The 21,994-nt window shown below is 39.7% G+C and carries 18 protein-coding genes and 1 tRNA gene; 11 read left to right on the top strand and 8 right to left on the bottom strand.

What is annotated here, in order from left to right; translation table 11 throughout:
• Nucleotides 1-2 precede the first annotated feature (2 nt).
• Nucleotides 3-1,649 (bottom strand): S8 family serine peptidase, encoded by a 1,647-nt coding sequence (locus CLV81_RS04315; protein WP_106143817.1) that lies wholly within the window; start codon nucleotides 1,647-1,649, stop codon nucleotides 3-5.
• A gap of 30 nt (nucleotides 1,650-1,679) precedes the next feature.
• On the bottom strand, nucleotides 1,680-2,543 hold the full coding sequence (locus CLV81_RS04310) for an MBL fold metallo-hydrolase (protein WP_106143816.1): 864 nt from the start codon (nucleotides 2,541-2,543) through the stop codon (nucleotides 1,680-1,682).
• A gap of 180 nt (nucleotides 2,544-2,723) precedes the next feature.
• On the opposite strand from CLV81_RS04310, the gene CLV81_RS04305 reads away from it, so the two are divergent.
• Nucleotides 2,724-4,562: a cation:proton antiporter gene (locus CLV81_RS04305; RefSeq protein WP_106143815.1), complete on the top strand. Its 1,839-nt coding sequence runs from the start codon at nucleotides 2,724-2,726 to the stop codon at nucleotides 4,560-4,562.
• 116 nt (nucleotides 4,563-4,678) lie between these two features.
• Nucleotides 4,679-4,939: a hypothetical protein gene (locus tag CLV81_RS04300; protein WP_106143814.1), complete on the top strand. Its 261-nt coding sequence runs from the start codon at nucleotides 4,679-4,681 to the stop codon at nucleotides 4,937-4,939.
• A gap of 179 nt (nucleotides 4,940-5,118) precedes the next feature.
• On the opposite strand, the gene lepA is transcribed toward CLV81_RS04300, so the two are convergent.
• Nucleotides 5,119-6,915, bottom strand: coding sequence for a translation elongation factor 4 (gene lepA, locus CLV81_RS04290; RefSeq protein WP_106143813.1), 1,797 nt, complete (start codon nucleotides 6,913-6,915; stop codon nucleotides 5,119-5,121).
• Between the two features lie 150 nt (nucleotides 6,916-7,065).
• Between lepA and CLV81_RS04285 the strand changes: the two genes are divergently transcribed.
• Together CLV81_RS04285 and dusB are read left to right on the top strand one after the other, a co-directional pair.
• Nucleotides 7,066-9,480 (top strand): outer membrane beta-barrel family protein, encoded by a 2,415-nt coding sequence (locus tag CLV81_RS04285; protein ID WP_106143812.1) that lies wholly within the window; start codon nucleotides 7,066-7,068, stop codon nucleotides 9,478-9,480.
• A 51-nt stretch (nucleotides 9,481-9,531) separates the two neighbouring features.
• Nucleotides 9,532-10,524, top strand: a complete 993-nt coding sequence (gene dusB, locus CLV81_RS04280) for a tRNA dihydrouridine synthase DusB (protein WP_106143811.1) — start codon at nucleotides 9,532-9,534, stop codon at nucleotides 10,522-10,524.
• Here dusB and CLV81_RS04275 read toward each other — a convergent pair.
• Nucleotides 10,521-11,729: an ABC transporter permease gene (locus CLV81_RS04275; RefSeq protein WP_106143810.1), complete on the bottom strand. Its 1,209-nt coding sequence runs from the start codon at nucleotides 11,727-11,729 to the stop codon at nucleotides 10,521-10,523. The genes dusB and CLV81_RS04275 overlap by 4 nt on opposite strands.
• A gap of 2 nt (nucleotides 11,730-11,731) precedes the next feature.
• Nucleotides 11,732-12,124, bottom strand: a complete 393-nt coding sequence (gene rbfA / locus CLV81_RS04270) for a 30S ribosome-binding factor RbfA (RefSeq protein WP_106143809.1) — start codon at nucleotides 12,122-12,124, stop codon at nucleotides 11,732-11,734.
• Nucleotides 12,125-12,219: 95 nt separating this feature from the next.
• Here rbfA and mce point away from each other — a divergent pair, with 95 nt between their 5' ends.
• Together mce and CLV81_RS04260 are read left to right on the top strand one after the other, a co-directional pair.
• Complete coding sequence (mce, locus tag CLV81_RS04265) at nucleotides 12,220-12,627, top strand: methylmalonyl-CoA epimerase (RefSeq protein WP_106143808.1); 408 nt, start codon at nucleotides 12,220-12,222, stop codon at nucleotides 12,625-12,627.
• A gap of 59 nt (nucleotides 12,628-12,686) precedes the next feature.
• Nucleotides 12,687-12,760 (top strand) — tRNA-Ile (locus CLV81_RS04260).
• 523 nt (nucleotides 12,761-13,283) lie between these two features.
• Here CLV81_RS04260 and CLV81_RS04255 read toward each other — a convergent pair.
• Nucleotides 13,284-14,033: a phosphatase PAP2 family protein gene (locus tag CLV81_RS04255; protein WP_106143807.1), complete on the bottom strand. Its 750-nt coding sequence runs from the start codon at nucleotides 14,031-14,033 to the stop codon at nucleotides 13,284-13,286.
• Between the two features lie 59 nt (nucleotides 14,034-14,092).
• On the opposite strand from CLV81_RS04255, the gene CLV81_RS20885 reads away from it, so the two are divergent.
• From CLV81_RS20885 to CLV81_RS04230, 5 genes are all read left to right on the top strand, one after another.
• Nucleotides 14,093-14,302, top strand: coding sequence for an ATP-binding protein (locus CLV81_RS20885; RefSeq protein WP_313790277.1), 210 nt, complete (start codon nucleotides 14,093-14,095; stop codon nucleotides 14,300-14,302).
• A 139-nt stretch (nucleotides 14,303-14,441) separates the two neighbouring features.
• Nucleotides 14,442-14,807, top strand: coding sequence for a DUF7009 family protein (locus tag CLV81_RS04245; protein WP_106143806.1), 366 nt, complete (start codon nucleotides 14,442-14,444; stop codon nucleotides 14,805-14,807).
• Nucleotides 14,808-15,151: 344 nt separating this feature from the next.
• Nucleotides 15,152-15,535, top strand: a complete 384-nt coding sequence (locus CLV81_RS04240; protein WP_106143805.1) for a hypothetical protein — start codon at nucleotides 15,152-15,154, stop codon at nucleotides 15,533-15,535.
• A 53-nt stretch (nucleotides 15,536-15,588) separates the two neighbouring features.
• Nucleotides 15,589-17,409 carry a PAS domain-containing sensor histidine kinase gene (locus CLV81_RS04235; protein ID WP_106143804.1) on the top strand — a complete coding sequence of 607 codons (1,821 nt, stop codon included), beginning with the start codon at nucleotides 15,589-15,591 and terminating at the stop codon, nucleotides 17,407-17,409.
• Nucleotides 17,406-17,813, top strand: coding sequence for a response regulator (locus CLV81_RS04230; RefSeq protein ID WP_106143803.1), 408 nt, complete (start codon nucleotides 17,406-17,408; stop codon nucleotides 17,811-17,813). The genes CLV81_RS04235 and CLV81_RS04230 overlap by 4 nt, the downstream gene beginning before the upstream one ends.
• A gap of 22 nt (nucleotides 17,814-17,835) precedes the next feature.
• On the opposite strand, the gene CLV81_RS04225 is transcribed toward CLV81_RS04230, so the two are convergent.
• A complete protein-coding gene (locus tag CLV81_RS04225) occupies nucleotides 17,836-18,918 on the bottom strand; it encodes an ion channel (protein ID WP_106143802.1) in 1,083 nt (360 codons plus the stop codon).
• Nucleotides 18,911-21,829 carry a GAF domain-containing protein gene (locus tag CLV81_RS04220; RefSeq protein WP_106143801.1) on the bottom strand — a complete coding sequence of 973 codons (2,919 nt, stop codon included), beginning with the start codon at nucleotides 21,827-21,829 and terminating at the stop codon, nucleotides 18,911-18,913. The genes CLV81_RS04225 and CLV81_RS04220 overlap by 8 nt, the downstream gene beginning before the upstream one ends.
• Nucleotides 21,830-21,994: the final 165 nt, after the last annotated feature.

The raw sequence follows: 21,994 nt of genomic DNA, 5'->3' as shown, positions 1-21,994 counted from the left end.
TTTTATTTTGTATTTGAAGCCAATCTTTGTCTTCCTTTTGAAATGTTGTCGGCCAAGAGCAAAGCATTGTAAGCATTGACCATTTTACCAGATTTAGAGATGCTGCTAAAAGTGGTGGCTTTTGAAGCATCCCCGGAAACTATCACAGAGGTTTTTGTGGTTAGACCAGAATGCATAAGAACTTGCTTTACCTGCGCTGCGGATAGTTGTGGGTAATATGAGCGAATTAATGCAGCTATTCCTGCCACGGCGGGTGCCGCCATAGAAGTTCCTCCTTGAAAATCGTATGAATTATTTGGTAGCGTCGAATATATTTCTGCACCAGGAGCAAAAACGTCAACGTTTTGAGAACCATAATTTGAAAAACCTGCTACCATTTCCGAACCGTACTTACTGGTCAATGCACCTACGGTAATTACATTATTGGAAATTTCGGAACCTGAAAACTTATGGTCATTTGGATAATTGGGATTGTCAGGATTGTCCAAATCATTTCCATCATTTCCTGCTGCATGTACAATAAGAACGTCTTTGGAAGCAGCATATTTAATAGCGTCGTATACCCATTCTGCATTTGGAGAAAACGATTTCCCGAAGCTACAGTTAATGATTTTAGCCCCGTTGTCCACAGCATATCTAATAGCCAAGGCAATATCCTTATCATATTCATCACCATTTGGAACGGCTCTTAGACTCATGATTTCTACGTTTTTTGCAACCCCGTTAACGCCTTTTCCGTTGTTTCGTTCTGCAGCGATAATTCCCGCCACATGTGTACCGTGACTTTCGCTTTCAACCCTGTTTTTTGGGTTTCCGTTGCCGTATGATTTGTCATTAAAGTTATAGGGATCGTCACCTACAGGCTTTCTTCCATCAAAATCTTTATTCAAATTGTAATTGACCTGCTCGGCAAAGTAGGTTATTCCCTCATTTAGTTCATCAATGACTTTGGGAATATCATCACCATAAGAAAACATTTGGCTGAGAATTGCAACGTTTTGCTGCATTTGTTCACTCTTGTCTTCAATGGTATTTAAATCTTCCTTTGAATATACTTCTTTGCCCAAAGCTTTTCTTGCAGCTTCATCTGCGTTTTTTACTACTTGGAGTATTTGTTCATATTGCTGTTTGTTTTGTACGGCTTCAGGATATTCCTTGTCCAACAATAACCTTGCTTTAGCTCGTGTTGAAGCATCTCCAATATTCAAACGAAGCATTCGGGCATACTCAAGTTGTTCGTTATAGGATTCTCCTAAAAAATTGTATCCATGAATGTCATCCACATATCCATTGTCATCATCATCTATTCCATTGTTGGGCTTTTCATCTTTATTGGTCCAAAGCACATCATCCAAATCTTCGTGTTCCAGGTCTATCCCTGAATCCACAACAGCAACAACGACCTTTTTCCCTTTTCTGTTTTTGATGATTTCCTTATATGCTTTGTCCACGCTCATACCGGGAATGGTATCGGCGATAAGGTCAGCATGTCCCCAAGTTTTCTGTTGGGCCTCTGTTAGCTCCGTAATCTTCAAAGGAACGGTATCAATATTTGCTACAGGTGTTGCCACCAATGTAGTAGCTCCGCAACCTACCAATAAAATTGAAAGAGAAAGAACTGCGGAGAGTTTGGTATATGTAGTAATCATAAAATGTATTTTAATGTAATATAAACAGCTTTAGGGGGTTAACAATTCATTGAAGGAGAACAATTCGTCCAACCGAACCCCTTTTTCGGTATGTTTCAATGTGCATAGCTCATTGTGGGCGTCATGTTCAAAAAAGAGTATGTATTTATTGTCTGCTGCCTTCTTCAAAAAAACCTCTTTTTCTTCTAGGGTCTGTAGAGGTCTCATATCATAGCCCATGACGTATGGCAAAGGAATGTGACCAACGGTTGGAATAAGGTCGGCGACAAAAACCAATGTCTTTCCTTTGTATTGGATAAAGGGTAGCATTTGCTTTTCAGTATGCCCATCAACAAAAAGAACATCAAAACCAAGTTCACAATTCTCAATGAAACTGGAATCATCTCTTTGGATAAAATTCAACCGGCCACTTTCCTGCATTGGAAGTAGGTTTTCCTTTAGGAAAGAAGCCTTTTCTCGGGCATTGGGATGAATGGCCCACTCCCAATGGTCCTTGTTGGACCAAAACTTCGCGTTTTTAAAAGCAGGTTCATACCCGGTCCTGTCAGAGTTCCATTGTATGCTTCCTCCGCAGTGGTCAAAATGAAGGTGGGTCATAAAGACATCGGTGATATCATCTCTATGAAAGCCCAATTTTTGCAGAGAACCATCCAACGTATGGTTACCCCATTGGTAATAGTAGCTGAAAAACTTTTCGGATTGTTTGTTTCCGAGACCTGAATCGATTAAAATCAACCGATTTCCATCCTCAATAAGAAGACAACGCGCCGCCAGGTCAATCATATTATTGGAATCCGCAGGATTGGTTCTGGTCCAAAGTGATTTGGGAACCACACCGAACATGGCCCCACCATCTAACTTAAAATTACCAGTCTCAACGGGATAAAGCGTCATTTGAAAAGCAAAGGACGCGCAAAATAAGAAAACCTAGACAGTTTGTCTTTAAAATGGAAATATTATTGGCCCTTTTTTAACAAAATGTGAAATGGAATAAATCTCCCTGATTTCCATGCGATCACCCCAGAATGGGCCAAAAATTGGAAGAAAAATCCTATTTTAACCAAAAATTGACCGATGCTCGAACTGGCGGGAATTATTATTCTTGGAATCATAGCACAATGGATGGCATGGAGGTTAAAGCTACCTGCTATTTTACCTCTAATTTTGATAGGGCTTTTGGTCGGTCCGATAGCCACGCTTTATACTGAAGATGGTTCCAAGTTAATAGAACCTATTTGGAATGGAACCAAGGGACTTTTCCCAGGGGATGGACTGTATTACTTTGTTTCATTGGCCATTAGTATTATACTTTTCGAAGGGGGACTTACTTTGAAGCGTGCGGAGATTGCAAATGTGGGCCCTGTAATAACTAAGCTGATTACTTTAGGTACAATAGTCACTTTTTTTGGAGCAGGTGTAGCAGCTCACTATATTTTTGATTTGTCTTGGCAAATTTCGTTTTTGTTCTCCGCACTGATTATTGTTACCGGCCCGACAGTTATTGCACCCATATTGAGAAACATTCCTTTAAAAAAGGACGTTTCTACCGTTTTGAAATGGGAGGGAATTCTCATAGATCCAATAGGCGCTTTGGTCGCGGTACTTGTTTTTGAGTTCATTAGTGTTGGTGAAGGTCAGGCATTCACCAAAACAGCCCTTATTGAATTTGGGAAAATCTTATTGTTCGGCACTACCTTTGGGTTCACCTTTGCGCATGCCTTGGCATTTGCCATTAAAAGAAACTTTATTCCACATTATTTATTGAATGTGGTCTCGCTTTCAGTGGTGCTTTTAGTTTTTGTGGAGTCCGATTTGTTTGCCCATGAATCTGGGCTTTTGGCTGTTGTGGTAATGGGCATGGTATTGGGGAATATGAATTTACCCAATCTGAAAGAGTTGCTATACTTTAAGGAATCCCTTAGCGTGCTATTGATATCCATTCTTTTTATTCTTTTGGCTGCCAATATTAATATCAGAGATATGGAATTGGTTTATAACTGGAACTCTGCAATTCTGTTCGCGGTGATTGTTTTTATAATCCGACCTCTAGGAGTATTTATAAGCACACAAGGTTCAAATTTGAAATTTAACGAAAAACTGTTCATCGGTTGGGTAGGCCCTAGGGGTATTGTAGCTGCGGGTATCGCATCGCTTTTTGGCTCCAAACTGCTGATTAAAGGCGAACCAGGAGCCGAATATATTACCCCTTTGGTGTTCATGATTGTTCTGGGAACAGTTTTATTGAATGCCACGACAGCACGATTTTTTGCCAAGGTTGTCGGGGTTTTTCTCAAACAATCTGATGGTATACTTATTATAGGAGCGTCCAAAATTTCCCGCCTTATTGGCAACTACCTTAAAAAGAATAATAGGCACGTGGTACTTATTGATAACAATCAAACTAATGTTGATAAGGCTAAAAAGATAGGCTTAGAAGCCCTAGTGGCCGACATTTATTCAGATGCACTAACCGATAATATTGAATTAAATGATGTTGGCTATTTGATTGCCTTGACTGGCAATACGGACATAAACACTTTCGCGTTGAATAAGTTCGAAAAACAATTTGGCGAGAATGGAGCCTTTCGTCTTGCAAGTACTGAAGAAATAAATCATCCGGAAAACTTGCCAGCCAATGGTCTTTTCTCACCCACCTACGATTTTATAAAGTTTACAGAAACTTCGGAGAAATACCCTTCCATCCATGAAGCAGATATTAAGGACAAGGCGCATTATGATGCACTTATGGAAACCGCGAGTCAGGATATGGATATTGTACCGATTTTCACCAAATCGCCAGATGGAAACATTGACATCATGCCCCTCAACTACAAAGATTTTAATCCAAATGGTGATGGATATAAATTGGTTTATTTGGGAAAAGTCTTTGAATTGGAAGAGCAGGTTTCCTAACAAGTTTGACCGTGCGCCACATTTTCTTACAAATTCACAACAAGTTTTAGGCTTAAAAAGATTTGATGCGGTTATTTGTTTACGAAAAACATTTAACCTCTAATCTTTTAAGTATTATGAAAAAAATAATTTTTGCTTTTGCATTATTGGCTTCTATCGGTTTTACTGGTTGTTCCAGTGATGATGACAGTTCATCGTCCAACTGTACAACATGTTCAATAACTCTTTTAGATATTACCACTTCAACCGAATATTGTGATAATGGAGACGGAACTGTTACAGCTACAACAGAAGGAGAATCAGAAACAGTTGATTTGGAAGGTATTTCATTTGATGCTTTTATCGCTCAATTGGGTTTAATAGCAGATTGCAATTAAACAAAATATAGCTAAGATGAATCAAAGGCGCTCTTTTTTAGAGCGCTTTTTTATTTGAATGTTGTTGAAATCAATGCTTCTAGTTTAATAGCAAGGATATTCATCAACCGGCGCAAGGTATTGGTCAATTATGCCGGGTTTTGTATTGAAAAATCGGTTGTTTTGAAGTTGCATTCAGATTAATCATTCAGTTTTAAAACGGCCATAAACGCTTGTTGCGGAATTTCAACATTGCCTACTTGACGCATTCGCTTTTTTCCCTTTTTCTGCTTTTCAAGCAGTTTTCGCTTTCGGGAAATATCACCTCCATAACATTTGGCGGTAACATCTTTACGAAGTGCTTTGATGGTTTCCCTGGAAATGATTTTAGAACCAATCGCCGCTTGAATCGGAATATCAAATTGTTGTCTTGGGATAAGTTCCTTGAGTTTTTCACACATTTTTTTGCCGATGGTCTGAGCATTATCAAAATGAACCAATGCGGATAAGGCGTCGACAGGTTGCGAATTCAACAAAATATCTACTCGGACCAATTTGGAGGTTCGCATGCCTATGGGTGCATAATCAAAAGAGGCATACCCTTTTGAAACGGTTTTCAATCGGTCGTAAAAGTCAAAGACAATCTCGGCGAGGGGCATATCGAAGGTGAGCTCTACCCGCTCTGTAGTCAAGTAGGTCTGGTTTGTAATCTGACCTCGTTTTTCAATACAGAGCGACATCACGTTGCCCACAAAATCGGCTTTTGTGATTATGGTTGCTTTGATATAAGGCTCCTCTACCCGGTCTACAGTTGAGGGGTCAGGCAGGTCGGAAGGATTGTTCACAATTAACGCAGTTTCCCTGTCTTTAGTGGTATAGGCGTGATAGCTTACGTTGGGCACTGTAGTGATTACGGTCATGTTAAACTCACGCTCCAAACGTTCCTGAATAATTTCCATGTGGAGCATACCCAAAAATCCGCAACGGAAACCAAAACCTAAGGCTGCACTACTTTCTGGAGTAAATACCAAAGAAGCGTCATTCAACTGAAGCTTTTCCATCGAAGAGCGTAACTCTTCAAAATCTTCCGTATCCACAGGATAAATACCAGCAAAAACCATAGGTTTTACATCCTCAAACCCCTCAATGGCATTTTGGGTGGGTGTATTGGCATCGGTAATGGTATCTCCAACTTTAACCTCTCTTGCATCTTTTATTCCTGTAATTAGATAGCCCACATCTCCAGAAGAAATTTTATTTTTTGGAATTTGATTGAGCTTCAATGTGCCAATTTCATCTGCAAAATAGTCCTTGCCAGTGGCTACAAATTTTATCTTTTGTCCTTTCTTGATTTCACCATTTACTACCCTAAAGTAAGTTTCAACCCCTCTAAAAGGATTATAAACCGAATCGAATACCAACGCTTGCAAGGGTTCATCCGGATCACCTTCTGGAGCAGGAACCCTTTCAATAATGGCATTTAGAATATCCTCTATTCCAACACCTGTTTTAGCGCTTGCTGGAATCACTTCTTCTGGATCACAGCCCAGCAAATCAACAATGTCATCCGTAACTTCTTCGGGATTTGCGCTTGGTAGGTCCACTTTATTTAAGACAGGAATTATTTCCAGGTCATTTTCCAGGGCTAAATACAAATTGGAAATGGTCTGTGCCTGAATGCTCTGAGCGGCGTCAACTACGAGCAAAGCACCTTCACAAGCTGCGATAGAGCGGGAAACTTCATAGGAAAAATCCACATGTCCCGGGGTATCGATAAGATTTAAAACATAGGTTTCTCCCCCATATACATACTCCATTTGGATTGCATGGCTTTTTATAGTAATGCCACGCTCCCGTTCCAGGTCCATATTGTCCAAAAGCTGATCTTGTTTTTCGCGTTCGGTGACCGAACCGGTAAAATCCAACAAACGATCGGCCAAAGTACTTTTACCATGATCAATATGTGCAATTATGCAAAAATTTCGAATCATTTCCATATCAAAAGGGCACGTTGTAAAACGTTTCAAATCAACTGCAAATATAGGCCTTTTAACTCCCAGACCTTCTTTTTTTATAAGATTGCAATACTTGCTCTCCAAAAGACTCTAAAATATTTTATTAGATTTGATATTCAACCCCATTTGTAAATGAATCGCTCCACCTCGGTTTTTTGCATTGCTTTCTTGACTTCTATTTTATCTTGGGGGCAAACCTATAAGATAACTGGAAAAGTGGTGGACGAAGACAACAATTCCATTGCTTTTGCCAATGTCTTATTGCTCCGGGCAGCAGATTCTACCTTTGTCCAAGGAACATCTACCGATGATACCGGAAGATTTATTCTTCAAGAGGTACAACCAAATCTTTATCTGCTTCAAGCAAGCTATATTGGTGTTGGATCAATACCAAGAGGTCTGGATATTACTGCCGATGTCTCATTGGGAGCCTTGATCATACCTTCCAGCACCAATTTGGATGAGGTGGTAGTGACTGCAAAACGACCTACAGTTCAACGCCTCACGGATAGATTGGTCTTTTATGTGGAGAATAGCGTGGTCTCACAAGGGAGTTCTTGGGATATTTTGAGAAGCACACCTGGGGTGATCATAAATCAAGAAGAACTGCAAATTAGAGGTCAATCGGCTACAGTTTATCTTAACGACCGCAAGGTCCAGTTGTCAGGCCAAGAAGTACGCGATTTGCTTCAAGGGTTCTCAGGAGCCAACATAAAATCTGTGGAAGTAATCACCAATCCATCAGCGAGGTATGATGCTGAAGACGGACCCATTTTAAACATTGTAACCAGCAAAGCTATAACACCCGGATATAAGGGAAGCATCAATGGAAGTGCTACACAAGCCGTATTTCCAAAGTATAGCTTTGGGACAAGTCATTATTACAAAACGGAAAAGTTGAATCTGTTTGCGAACTATTCCATCAATCCAAAGAAAGAAATCAGAAAAACAGACAAAGGAATCAACTTTATCAATGAAGAGGACAATGTCTTTTCGGTTTGGGATACAGAGTATGAACAAATAGATACTTCCACTCCTCAGAATGCTAATATCATTGTGGACTATGAACTGGATTCAAGAAATAGTTTGAATCTGACTTCAAACTTGGCATTTAACCTTGACCAGAGCAGGGAGAACCAATTGGAAAATGACATTTTCAATGCGCAAGCTCAACTAGATTCAACCTTCAATACCCAGAGCGATACGAACTTGGACAACACTAATTTAGCGGTTGACCTTACCTATGAACATAAGCTAAAGAAACAGGGAGCAAAGTTGGCGTTCAATGGGCATTATACATTTTATGATGGAAGTTCATTTCAAAGTCTAAACTCGTCATATTTTGATGGAACAGGAGGATTTATCAGGGATTTTGGATTTAACTCCGATGCTACACAGGACATTCAAATTTTTACGGGACAGGCGGACTATTCCTCACCTTTAGGGCAAGGTTCAATTGAGGCTGGCCTAAAAGTTTCTTCAATAGATTCTGAGAGCCAACTTGTTTTTTCAGACTTCATTGGTTTTAGTGATACAGTAGATGAGTCGCTCTCCGACGTTTTTGTTTATGAAGAAAACGTTTATGCAGCTTATTTCAGCTGGGTAAAAAACTGGGAAAAGTGGTCTATGAAACTTGGAGTTAGAGGTGAGTTGACTGATGCATCTGGCACATCCCTTACCTTAAATGAAATCAACACTCAGGATTTTTTTGAACCGTTTCCTTCAGTCTATATCTTATATTCCCCTTCGGAAAATCACAGTTTTTCTTTTGATTACGGAAGGAACGTTGTGCGACCTAAATACAATGACCTGAATCCTTTCAGTTTCTTTTTCAATGAAAATGACTTTGAAGAAGGAAACCCACGGTTATTCCCCAGCTTTTCCAACAACTTCAATTTGAATTATACGCTGAACAATGAGTTTTTCTTTGACATTTACTATAGGGATAACGGTGAAAATATAGCAGACCTAGTTTTTCAGGACAATACAAATCTTACCCTTCGAGAGCTGAAGCAAAACGTTACTGGAAGTCAATCCTACGGTCTGGATTTTACGGTGAGCAAGGGTATTTTACCATTCTGGTTTTTGTACGCCTATACGTCTATTTTTCATGAGGAAGAGACTTTTGTAGCCGTGGAAAGCGGGAATCAAGAGTTTACCGCTGAGGTTGATGGGGTTTATGGGTATCTGGCCAATTATATTACCATTTCCAAAGATGGAAGTTTTACGGGAGAGGTGACCATGACATACCTCTCCAAGTTTTTATTTGGTTCCTATATTGCGGACGAACAACTAAACCTTACCCTAGGACTACGCAAGTCACTTTTTGACAATAGAGCTTCCATTTCTTTGACCGCCGAAGATATTCTGGAGCAGTATATCCCAACATATCGGTCTCGCTATCTAAACCAAGATAACTTTTATAGAAGAAGACCCGAGACTCAATTTATCCGTTTTGGCTTCACCTATAATTTCGGAAATTTTAGGTTGAACGATAACCAAAGAGGGATTGACAAGAAAGAAAGAGACCGTTTGGAAAGCGAATAACTACCTGATTTTCTTCTATTTTGTATTTTTGCGTTCCAAAAAACAAAAGAATTGCCAAATATTGCCCACATAGAGCTTCCGGACTTCCCATTGCTCTTAGCACCTATGGAAGACGTAAGTGATCCTCCGTTTAGAGCACTTTGCAAGGAACAAGGTGCTGATGTGGTATATACAGAATTCATTTCTTCAGAAGGTTTGATTAGAGATGCCGCAAAGAGCGTCATCAAGCTGGACATTTATGAAAAAGAGAGACCTGTAGGCATTCAAATTTTTGGAGCCGAATTGGACTCTATGCTTCAGGCAGTGGATATTGTCGAAAAATCCAATCCAGATATTATTGACATTAACTTCGGCTGTCCTGTAAAAAAAGTGGTATGCAAGAACGCTGGAGCTGGAATATTGCGCGACATACCTTTGATGGTCAAGCTGACCAGTGAAATTGTGAAACGGACAAAATTGCCAGTTACGGTAAAAACCCGTTTGGGTTGGGATCAAAACACAATCAAGATTGTTGAGGTGGCGGAACGTTTACAGGATGTTGGTATTCAGGCCATATCCATTCATGGGCGGACCCGGGTGCAGATGTACAAAGGTTCTGCAGATTGGAAACCAATTGCCCAAGTAAAAAACAATTCAAGAATGCATATTCCTGTATTCGGAAATGGAGATGTAGATTCTCCCGAAGCCGCAATGCGTATGCGGGACGATTTTGGTTTGGACGGAGCTATGATTGGTCGTGCCAGTATAGGAAATCCATGGTTTTTCAAAGAAGTAAAACATTATTTTGAAACTGGAACACATTTAGAGCCTCCAACGATGTCTGAACGGGTAGAAGCGGCCCGGAGGCATTTGCAAATGGCGATTGATTGGAAAGGGGAGAAGTTGGCGGTATTCGAAACACGTCGTCATTATACCAATTACTTCAAAGGAATTCCTCATTTCAAAGAGTATAGGATGAAGATGGTTACCAGCGATGATGCCGTGGATGTTTTTGCTGCTTTTGATGAGGTGCAGGAGAAGTTTGGCGATTATCAGTTCGCCTAGGCTTCAATCAGTTTTCTGGAAATTCGGCTACTTGCTATTTTCGATGAAATGAATCCCAAAACTACTATCGTGGCCAAAACCACAATCAGATTGCTAAAATTAAATTCTACAGGGTAGGCGAGGGATGGGGTGATTTTCAACCAACCCAAAGCGATTTGACTTCCAATGAGCAGGCTTCCAATCAATACCCCGATACACCCGCCGAGGGTTGTCACCAACAGTCCTTGTATAAAATAGACTGAGCGAAGTTCTTTTATTGTTGCTCCCAAACTAAACAAGGTCTTGGAGTTTTGTTGTTTGTCCAGAATCATCATAATGATGGCACCCACAACATTGAATAAAGCAATGATAAGAACCAAAGTAAAAATCAAATATGTGGCTAAGTTTTCCGTATTGAGCATGCGATACAGAGTACCATTCAGTTGTTGTCGATTCAACAAGAGCACCTTGTCCCCAAGGACTGTCCGAATATCGTTCTTAACATCATCTAAAGAAGCTTCGGGCAGCAACTTAAAATTTATACCAGAAATCTGTGTGCTGTCTTTTTCCAATAACTGCTGAACTAAATTAAGTGTGGTAAACACATATTTTTTGTCCAAATTCTCCTCTACCGCATAGACCCCGCTAACCACAAGAGGAAGTTGATTGTAGGGTTTGGCATTTAAGCCTTGTTGAGATATGGAGCCCTTTCCAGGTTTAGGTACGAGAACGGACATAGGACTTTGGTAATTATCTGGAGGCACACCTAAAAGGTTGTAGATGCCAATCCCGATTACTGCGTTTTGTTCGATAACCCCCCAATTTCCAAAATATAGAGTGCTGTCAACCCCAGTAACAGAACGATAATTGCCATCAACACCTTTAATATAGCCTATAGTGCTTTTTCCTCTAAAATTGAGATAGGCACGTTCTTCCAGTTCTTTTGAAAAATGGGCCAATCCTTCTATTTGGTCCAATTTTCGCGCTTCATCTGGCAGAATGGAAAAATGCTTCCCAGTAACTGGTAGGGCCTTTAGGTCGGGATCAAAGGTATTGGTAAACGATAAACTAAAAGTTTTAAGGCCAGCAAAAGCGGATAGCACAACAAACAGGGCAGCAGACCCAATAACAATAACCAAAAAAGTAATAAAGTTGATAATATTGACCGCGTTTTGACTACTCCTTGACCTTAGATAACGCTTAGCTATGTAGAAGGGAAAATTCAAAATCAGGATTTCTTGCGTTTATCCAATAAATCTCTGTTGTCAATTGGGTTTTCTTCGCCCTTGAGAGATTTTTCAATCTTATCTATGTAATCCAGGGAATCGTCTAGAAAAAAACTGAGCTCAGGAACCCTTCTTAATTGGTTTTTGGTACGTTGAGCAAGCTCATATCTGATTAGTGCTTGATTGGATTTTATACCTTCGAGCAACTCTTTGGCCTTGTTATTTGGAAAAATACTGATGTAGACTTTTGCTATAGATAGATCCACAGTGACATTTACCTTGGTAACTGAAATCAGAGTGCCTTTTAAGCCACCATCTATTGCGGCACGTTGAAGAATATCCACAATGTCTTTTTGAATGATTCCCGCTATTTTTCGCTGTCGTTGTGATTCCATTGAGGCAAAAATACGTCAATTAATGACTAACCTCATGATTGGTTAAGGGAACAGTATGTAATTTTGACCAAAATGTACTGTAAACCAAGCGCATCATGAACAAAATAGAGCATATCGGTATAGCCGTAAAAGATTTAGAAGCTTCCAATGTGTTATTCAAAAGTCTTTTTGGTGAAGAACACTACAAAATTGAAGAGGTGGCCTCGGAGGGTGTTCGAACTTCCTTTTTTAAGTCGGGCCCTAACAAGATTGAATTGTTGGAAGCTACAAATCCGGATAGTCCTATAGCCAAGTTTCTTGAGAAAAAGGGGGAAGGGATTCACCATATAGCCTTTGCAGTTGAAGATTTGGAAACCGAAATGAAGCGTTTGGAAGGGGAGGGCTTTGTGATTCTACCGGGATTTCCTAAAAAAGGAGCAGACAACAAGCAGGTCGCCTTTTTACATCCGAAAGGAACCAACGGAGTATTGGTAGAGCTTTGCCAAGATATTAAGGAGTCATAAACCATCAAAACCTTGCGGTGTAGCAAAATAAATGCTAATATTGCATCCCCTTAAAGGGAGGTCCTATAGCTCAGTTGGTTAGAGCACCTGACTCATAATCAGGGGGTCCCTGGTTCGAGCCCAGGTGGGACCACGTTAAACGCAACATCACAGATACTTGATGATTGCGTTTTTTTATTTCAATAGGAAGCTTGCGAAGATGCTTTGTAATTCAAACTTTTTACTTCATGGCTCAGAAAAAAAATGACCCGATTCACTCAGAATTCTATCTTTTGCTTAGCTCCCATAGTATTAGTTTGGCAAGTTTGAGATGCTTGCAACGCAAAAACTAGATTCGCTTGCCAAAATAGAGCAAAATAGATATAAGCACAATCTACTCTAAGATAAAAACTTAAAACCAAAATCATAAGGACTTAAAGTTTTTAATCAGTGGTTCATTAGTTCTTTGCTGATAATAAATATTGCTTAATGAATACAATTTGTATTCCAAATCTTCATCTAGCTGGGCAAGTTCTGGGTGAATTATTTCCTGGGCATTAAAAGACAAGCAGCAAACGTATTTTCCTTCTTCTATTGGAAATCAGGACATCCTGATTTTTAACCAAAGGGAAAAATCAAGGGCTAAGCGCGGAGCTAAAGTCTGTTTCCTAGGAGGATTAAAATCTAAAAGAAAAGTATGCTCCGGCCCCCTCTTGACTCACAGTTGGAGCGATTAGCAACCTATCTGATTTCTTGAAAGGATTCCAAGAGAAAAGATAGTCGAAGTGGTAGACTAGCTTGGTCACGGCAATGCCCAGGGCGGAGCCCAGGATTACATCAGAGAGCCAATGTTTATTCTTAGCCATACGTAGGTATGCCGTGCTTATAGCAAAAGCATAACCGGAATAGGCTAAAATGGGTTCGGTATTTTTGAATTCTTCATGGAGCACAGTTGCACTTGCAAAAGCCAGAGAGGTATGCCCTGAGGGGAACGCTTCCTCATTTGCGCCATTAGGTCTTTCCTTATCGATATTTATTTTTAGGCCAGTGGTAATTGCCTGTGTAAGTAGTAACGACAGTCCTGCATTCTTTGTTTGGTCAAACCAATGGTTCTCGGCTTTTGCGCCCAAACCGTCAGAAATATACATCACAGCCAGGGGAGCAAACCTTGTATAATCATCGATATTTGTTCTTAAGTTACGATTGACTTTAGGTTGCAATCCCTGCTCAAAATCACCGTTGGTCATCAGCAAGGCGGTAGCTGTCAGCCCAACCGGGATAGCCATTTTTTTTATGGTAAGCCGCTGCCTTTCCGTACGCTCATTAAAAAAGGTGGAATCGAGAATTACTTGATATTGGCCAAGGCAAAAGATTGGAGAGATAAGGAGTAAGAAAAAAATGCCAAATAAATATTTCTTCGAGAACATTCGTATCTTTTTCTAGGAAGACACCTCTATAACGTAATAAGCCAGGAATAAATTTTACATTGGATTTGTTTCCTTATTTCTTTGCGAACATTTATAGGGTGACCCAAGAGGCGGTCAATAATGCTATAAAGTATTCGGAAGCGAACTATATTTTGGTTACCCTCAACCATGCTGATGGGCTCTTAAGTGTTGTAATTGATGATGATTGCAAAGGTTTTGACCCTTCAGTTTTGGATAAGGTGACCAAAAAGAACAGTGAAGGGGCATAGGTGTCTTTTTCATGAAAGAACGAATCAATTATATTAACGGACGTCTGTTTATCAACTCTATACCAGGTGAAGGCATTAGGGTTGCCATTAACTATAAAGTTGAAGAGGTAGTTATAGACAAATAAAATATAGAAAGAACATGAAGATTAGAATCAAGGGCAACTCGGTACGGTTTCGATTGACCAAGACTGAAGTGGAAACCTTTTGCAACAAGGGTTTTTACGAGGAGACCACGAAATTTGCTGGTAATACCCTAATCTATACCCTTAAGGGTAAAGAGGGGATTAACGAATTGGAAGCTGATTTTTTGAATAACAGAATTACCATTTACATGCCCCAAGAGGAACTATCCACTTGGGCTACCAGTAACAGGGTTGGTTATAGTAATTCGGTGGATTGGAATGACGCGTCTTCTTTATCCCTTTTGGTTGAAAAGGACTTCACTTGTCTAGATAATACTAGCGAAGACCAGTCCGATCATTATCCGAATCCGAAGTTGCTTTGAAGAACATGTTCTTTTCACTTTTATGTAAAAGACATTCATTTAAATCTGATTTTAGCGAACAATTGATTTTCAAAAAATCGAAAACTAAAAAAACATAAGAGCATTTATCATAAAGAAGAATTACAACTCTCTTTAAACTGGTAGGCTGTAAAGCTTTTTTTGGTTGATATAGTTGAACCTAGCTTGATTTAGCAAGCAGAAACACCCGTAATATATTTCTTATATTTGAGTGCGAAAACCACAACTACTACGCAGAAAATACCTGAATCGTTATTTGGTTCATAGGTTTATTGCCATATACTTCAAAGTGCCATTCTATATGATTAATTCGCAAAATGTGTATTATGGCAGACTGTTTTCAGGAATTAAATGATGAAGGGGCATGGGAAGGCCTCAGAAACACTCAAGACTTTCAAGAGATTATTTCCTATGGAAACTTAGGGGTAAATACTACCAATAGAGTAAAAACCCTTGTTGAAAAACACATTGGGTATTCAATTTTGACTAAAGTCTTTTTAAGGTGTTTGGAGCTAAGTATTGAGTTTAAACAGCTCGAAATTCTTCTAAAAAAGGAAAGAAACAAGATTTGTGTTTTTTTCCTAGTGGGTGCGAACAAACAAATAGGGGCTTCCAGTTTTTACAAACCGGATTTTACCCTTAATGGATTGAGGTTGATTTTTACAAATAATACGATGTTTCTGCCCTGGGAAGTCGATATTTTTAGCTGACAACAATTTTAAGAAAAATCTGACGTTCTATTTGGACTATTCTATTGGATTCCATGAGTTTAAAGATTGGTTCAAGTATTGAAATGTCGGAGCTTCCGTTTCCTGTAGCTCTTGTTGACCACCGATTTGAAATTAAAGAACATTCTGATGTGTTCTACGGTTATTTCGGATTTCAGGGCGCAGATAGACTTCCCAACAATCTGGAAGATTTGATTGGAAGAATACCCGATTCCCTTAAAGAAATCAGAAGGAAGAAATCTTTACCGAAAAAGCCCATTAGCGAGTTTGTCTCCTATGTCTCTAGAAAAGGTGAATTGAGATGGCACAAATTGGTTCTCTATCCGGATGTCTCACATTCTGGATACTTTCTTTATTTTGAAGATGTCACACAAAAGAAAATAGCTTTTGACCTTTCTGTTCAAGCCGAGCACACCGCTAAAATCGGAAGTTGGGAGGTTGATTTGGTCAACAATAAAATTTATTGGTCGGATATGACCAAAGAGATACACGAAGTTCCCAAGGATTACATCCCAGACCTTGAGGGTGGGATCAACTTCTACAAAAAAGGGGAGCACCGTGAACGCATCATGGAACTGGTTTCAAACACCATTGAAAATGGGGGCTCTTTCGATGAAGAGTTCATCATAGTTACAGCTCAAGGAAATGAAAAGTGGGTGCGTTCAATAGGTAGCACAGAGATTGTGAATGGGAAGGCTACACGTCTTTTTGGAGTCTTTCAAGATATTGATCAGTCAAAACGAGCAAGCATAAAATATCAGGTGCTTACAGACCGAATGCGAGTGGCCGTCGAGAGTTCGAATATTGGTATTTGGGATTACGACATCGTTAATAACGTTTTGGTTTGGGACGATAACATGTATGATTTATACCAGGTAAACAAGGAAGATTTCTCGGGAGAGGTTGAGGCCTGGGAGAGTACTATACATCCTGATGATCGCGAAAGAAGCTTTCAGGCGGTTCAAGAAGCTATTGAAGGAAAAAAGGAATTCAATACCGAGTTCAGGATTAAAACCTCGGATGGGTCTGTACGATATATTCACGGATTGGGAAAAGTGTTCAGGGACGAAAAAGGGAACGCGACTAGAATGGTTGGGGCCAACACTGATGTTTCCCGAATTAAAAAAGCGGATAACAGACTTCGACAATTACTTAACACCACCGAAAAACAAAATCAAAGTTTGTTGAATTTTGCCCATATCGTTTCTCACAATCTTCGGTCCAACTCAAGCAACCTATCTATGCTGACCGGAATGCTGTTGGAGAACACCAACCCCGAAAAACAACAACGTTTTTTGGAAATGATTCGAATTTCTTCCGAACGTTTGGACGAAACTGTGGTTCAATTGAACGAGGTAATTAAAATTCAGTCAGACCCTAATGTCAATTTACAATGGGTGCATATAAAAGCCACGTTGATCGAGGTTTTGGAGGGCATAAACGCACATGTTGAAGAAATTGCCCCAAGCATTGACATCCAAATTGAAAATAATTTAAGGATTCACGCCGTGAAACCTTATATATCAAGTATTTTCTTGAATTTGCTTACCAACAGTTTAAAATATAGAAAACCCAAAACAGAGCTGAGTATTGTTGTGGAGGCCTATGAGAAAGATGGAAATACTATAGTCTCATTTAAGGATAATGGAAGAGGAATTGATATGGAGCGGCATGGTGATAAACTTTTTGGTATGTATAAAACTTTTCATGGGAATAAAGACGCCAAAGGGGTCGGTCTTTTTATTTCCAAAAATCAAATGGATGCAATGAACGCTGAAATTGAAGTAATCAGTGAGGTGGACCAAGGTGCCACGTTTCTGCTAAAATTTCCAAACCCTAAACAAGCAAAGGCATGAAAGCAAAAAAAGTGTTTTTAGTTGATGACGATTTTATTTTTCGAGAGGCCGCCGAGGTGCTTATTACCTCTTCTGGACTTACTGATGAAGTATTTCATTTTGAAAATGGACTAGAAGCTTACAATAGGTTGGAGGAGCTTTCAGAAACCCCTGAACATCTCCCAGAAATTATGTTGCTCGACATCAATATGCCCGTAATGAATGGTTGGGAGCTTTTGGAAGAATTGCGGCAAGTCAAAAGTGTGGTTCGCGATTCCATTCAAATTCACATTCTCACTTCTTCTATAGCCCCCGAAGATTTAAATTTATCAAAGGAATATGAGTTCATTGATGGGTATATTACAAAACCTTTGACTCGTGCCGACCTAAAAAAACTATCCCAAAGTACTGTTGCCGAAGAGTAAATTAGGAAGGAAATCACTAGCATTATAATCCATAATTCAAAAGAAGCGCGTTCCACGAATCTTGTTGAATTTGAAAAATTATCTCTTGATTCAGAACGTCAAAAAAAGTATGGCCCTTGGGCATCATAAAGCTACGATATCCTTCTTCAAAACTCAATGGTAGAAGTTGAACACTTTCCTGTATTTGCAGTTGTTGAATTAAATGGTGCATCGTTGTTCTATCATGAACCAGTGCATTGACTTCTTTTTTTGACAACGCGTAAAGTGCTTCTTGCGGACTACGGTATAGTTTGGTATTTCCAAACCCGCTAAGTTGAAGAAAATCTGAACTTGGGCTCGCCCCGACCACGGCTATCAGTTCAACACTTTTAAGCTCCTCCAAGCTATTGATTTCTCCCTCTAAACTATTGACCGTAAGCGTAGAGGCAATGGTCGCAGTGAAACTTGAAATGATTATCACTGCTGTGAACATCCAAATGATGGCGATTGTTTTTCCCAAATTGGTTTTTGGAGCTTTGTCACCATAGCCCACGGTGGTCATGGTAACCGCGGCCCACCAGAGCCCATCAAAAAGCCCAAGAATTCCAGGTCTGAACTGATATCGGTTGGAGCGTCTTTCCACAAACCAGAGTATGGTTCCGAAAGAAAGTAGTATCAGTAACAACAAAATCACGATGTTCAAAAAATCACGTGAAAAAAAGTTGCTGATAAAAATTTGAAATTGACTTTGACTCGATGAGGTAACCACAACGCCGAGACTCGAAATATGAAAGGGCTGACTGACTTCAAATTTCTGCATTCTGCTTGCAGTATTCTTCATGGGGTTTATGGCGAGGTCAATGTCCCTGTAGTCCAAAGCCCGTATCACTCCAACTGCATCACTAAACTCAATATATTTGAAGGGGACGTTGTTCTTTAAAGCAATGTTTTCCCATAAATCAATGGATAGACCGGAAAAGGATGAATCATTGTCCCCATTAACAAACGGCACCTGTTTAAAAACCCCAACCTTTAATGTGTCTATTTGGGTCTGACCAGATAGGCTTGCTACTCCCAAGAATAGAATCGCACCGAAGCTTATTATGCATTTTGATATTCTATACATCTTCTTTCAAGGGTTTTGATGTGATTAGGCCAAGGAAATTTGTTAGAATCTGAATCAAAGACAAATCACGTTGCGAGAACTTCTTTTCCTCGGTGCCATAAACACAAAAAACGGCAGTATTTCCCTGTTGTTGGAACGGAACGAATAGATGGGATGAAAAGTCATTTTCAGGAACATTGCAAAGGTAGTTTAGAGCTTGTTGGGACACATTGTCTATAATTAAGGGCTTTCCGGTTGTAGCAACATAGCTGGCAAAGTTTTCCTTTTCATTGAACTCCTCTTTTCTTCGGATATGCCCTGTTTTGTTTCTATGGAATCCTTGATACTTTATTTCTCCTCCATCAACTCTTGCTATTTCGAAGGCATCAATTCCCGTAGGGAGCTCAATCAACCTCTTTAAGCCCTTAAATATCTCGGGCCATGTGCCGGACTGAGGTAATGAGGACAAAAGCCGATTGAGCATGTAAACATTGGCCCCCGTACTTTTTAGTTCTTCCTGTTGAAGCTTGAGGGCGCTGTCCTTTTTAACCAAAAGGGCCTCTTTTTTTGCCAGTATCAATTGCTCCTCCAATAAAAGCTTTCTCAAGTTACGGGTTTTAAAACGACCCCATTGACGGGTTGTTACCCAAAAAAGAAGGACCCCACCAATTGAAAGGATTAAGACACCCCACCAAGTGGAATACCACATGGGTTTTACCGTTAAATGTAATATAGAAGGGGTGCTCCACATATGTCCACCCTTTTGTTGTCCACGAATTTTAAGGGTATAGTCACCACTTTTGATTTCTGGCAAGGGGATTTTGGAAGAGTTAATGGGGTCAGACCATGAAGCATGGTCGGAACCTATTCTTAAATGCTCGTCATCTATTATTTTGTACTGATACAAAACTTCTTTTCCAGGAAATGCCGTAGTAGAAACTTGCAGCTCAACTCGCGACTTTTCATGGACATTGAGCATTTCATTTTGCTCGGTATTTTTATCATTAACTAGAATGGACTTGATTATAGGAGACTTGGTGCGCAAAGGCCCTGCATTGGCAACAGACGAATACACTACACCCTCAGCCGTACCAAACCATAAAAATTCATTCTGATCAATGCTTAGGTTCCTATATGTGGAAACCTTTGAAGGCGTTCCGCTGCTTTCATCAAATTGTACGTATGATTTATTTTTTCCGTAGAAAATTAAACCATTCGTATCTGTGGCCAACCAGAGATTGCCATCTTTTGAAGATGCAATGGATCTAATTTCTTGTGTTGTATAAGGGCCAAGATTAACACGATTTATGGTTTCAGTGTCATACTTTAACAGACCATCTGTAGTTGCCAACCAAACTACACCTTGATGGTCGATGGTAAGATCATGCACTTCAAAATTGCTGCCTACCTCAAATTTAAAGGGTAAGCTTTTGTCTTGAAAAGTATCATTCTCTCTATCATATTTGAACAGGTAAGAATCTGCTCCAATGCCAGCGGCATAAATTTCAGACCTTCCCCCTTCCTTTATCACCAAAATGCGTGAGTTTATCCCTTTTTGAACACCGTAGTCAACAATAGTGCCCGTGCTTGATACCTTTTTCACGCCTAAAATAGGTTTGTCCAGTGGTGCCTGGCAGAACCAAGTTTCTCCAACATGGTCGGTGGACATAAAAAAGATTCCTCCTCCGACCTCGCTAAGATTATAGACTCTTTGTTGTAGACCATTTTTAAAGAAAAGAATACTTCCATCACTAGTTCCGTACCAAGTCATATCATTGAAAGTACTTATTGAAGAAACGCGTGAAAGCTCTAGATTTTTTTCAAATGAAAAAGAAGTGTTTGCTTTTTCAAGCTGAAACAAATTTCCCATGGCCAGCAAAACCTTGTTTTTAGAATGGGTATTTATACTTAAAACATTATCATGAGGCAGGCCCGAAACACTTTGAAAAAATGGAAACTGCAAGATTCCGAAGCCGTGCCGTGTACTTACCCAAATATCCCCTCCTTTACGTAATTCACTTGGAGAAAAAAAAAGATGGTCAAAGGAAACAAAGGGGAGCTCTTCAACACGGTGTGGATCGTTCGATCCAAATACCTTTTGAAACGTGCCTTTATCTATCTCTAAAGAGAAGAGCTCTTTATCAGCGCTTAGAAAATAATTTCCTTCAAGGTCCTTTGAGATTTGGTTAAATTGAATTCCATCAGAATTAATGACCTTTTCCTGTTTCACATTTTTATTATCATCCAAGGTGAAAATCTTGATATCATTGCCAACCACAATAAGGTTTGTACCATTTGTGGCAAAATGTTGGCCAGCGGAAAAGGTTTGGAACAAACTGAATTTTTTTTGATTCTCATTCAAATAGAACAAACCTTCCTCGGGAATCATCGCCCAGATAGTATTGTTTTTATCCTCCCCAAAAGTTATTTTTCGCGTTTTTGGATGATTTGACAATTGAAATTTTCTCTGCAGTTTTCCAGAAGCATCAATGGAAAACACGCTGCCATCCAGTTGACTTACCCAAAACCGACCTTTAGAGTCCCTGAACAATTCTTCGGGGTAACCCATTAGGTTTTCTGCTTCGCTTGTTTCAACCCATTTATTGATTTTTGGGCGTCCTTCTTGATAGGTGAGCTGAAAGAGACCCTCATCGTTTGAAAAATACAAGGTGTCCCTATGGGTGGAAAGCAGGGACTTAATATTTCTACTTTTTAGGGTAAGGTTAAAATCCTCAAATTGAGTGCCGTCAAACCGAAACAATCCTTTATCCGAAGCTATCCATATATACCCTTGGGCATCTTGGTTGATTTGGGAAACCTTTTTAAAAGGGAGGTCACTGTTCTTGTAATAGGTATATCTAAAGTTTTGGGCTGAACAAAGTACAATGCCCAAAAAAAATTGGATTAAAATATGGCCGGTACAATTCTTCATGAATTGAGGTAAGTCTTAAATATAGAAAAAAACAGGCAATGGGTTAGTTGCCATCATTTTAGGCGCACTTCTACGCACGATTTTTATTCATTTGATATTGAGAATTAGGCCCGAAAGTATGATGGAAAATCATCTAAAATTTTGGTTGTGCTAAATGCGCAACTT

The sequence above is a fragment of the Flagellimonas meridianipacifica genome (assembly GCF_003001695.1).
Classification (GTDB): Bacteria; Bacteroidota; Bacteroidia; order Flavobacteriales; family Flavobacteriaceae; genus Flagellimonas; species Flagellimonas meridianipacifica.
Note: the sequence above shows the minus strand (reverse complement) of the source record. Positions and strands in the feature narration are given on the sequence as shown.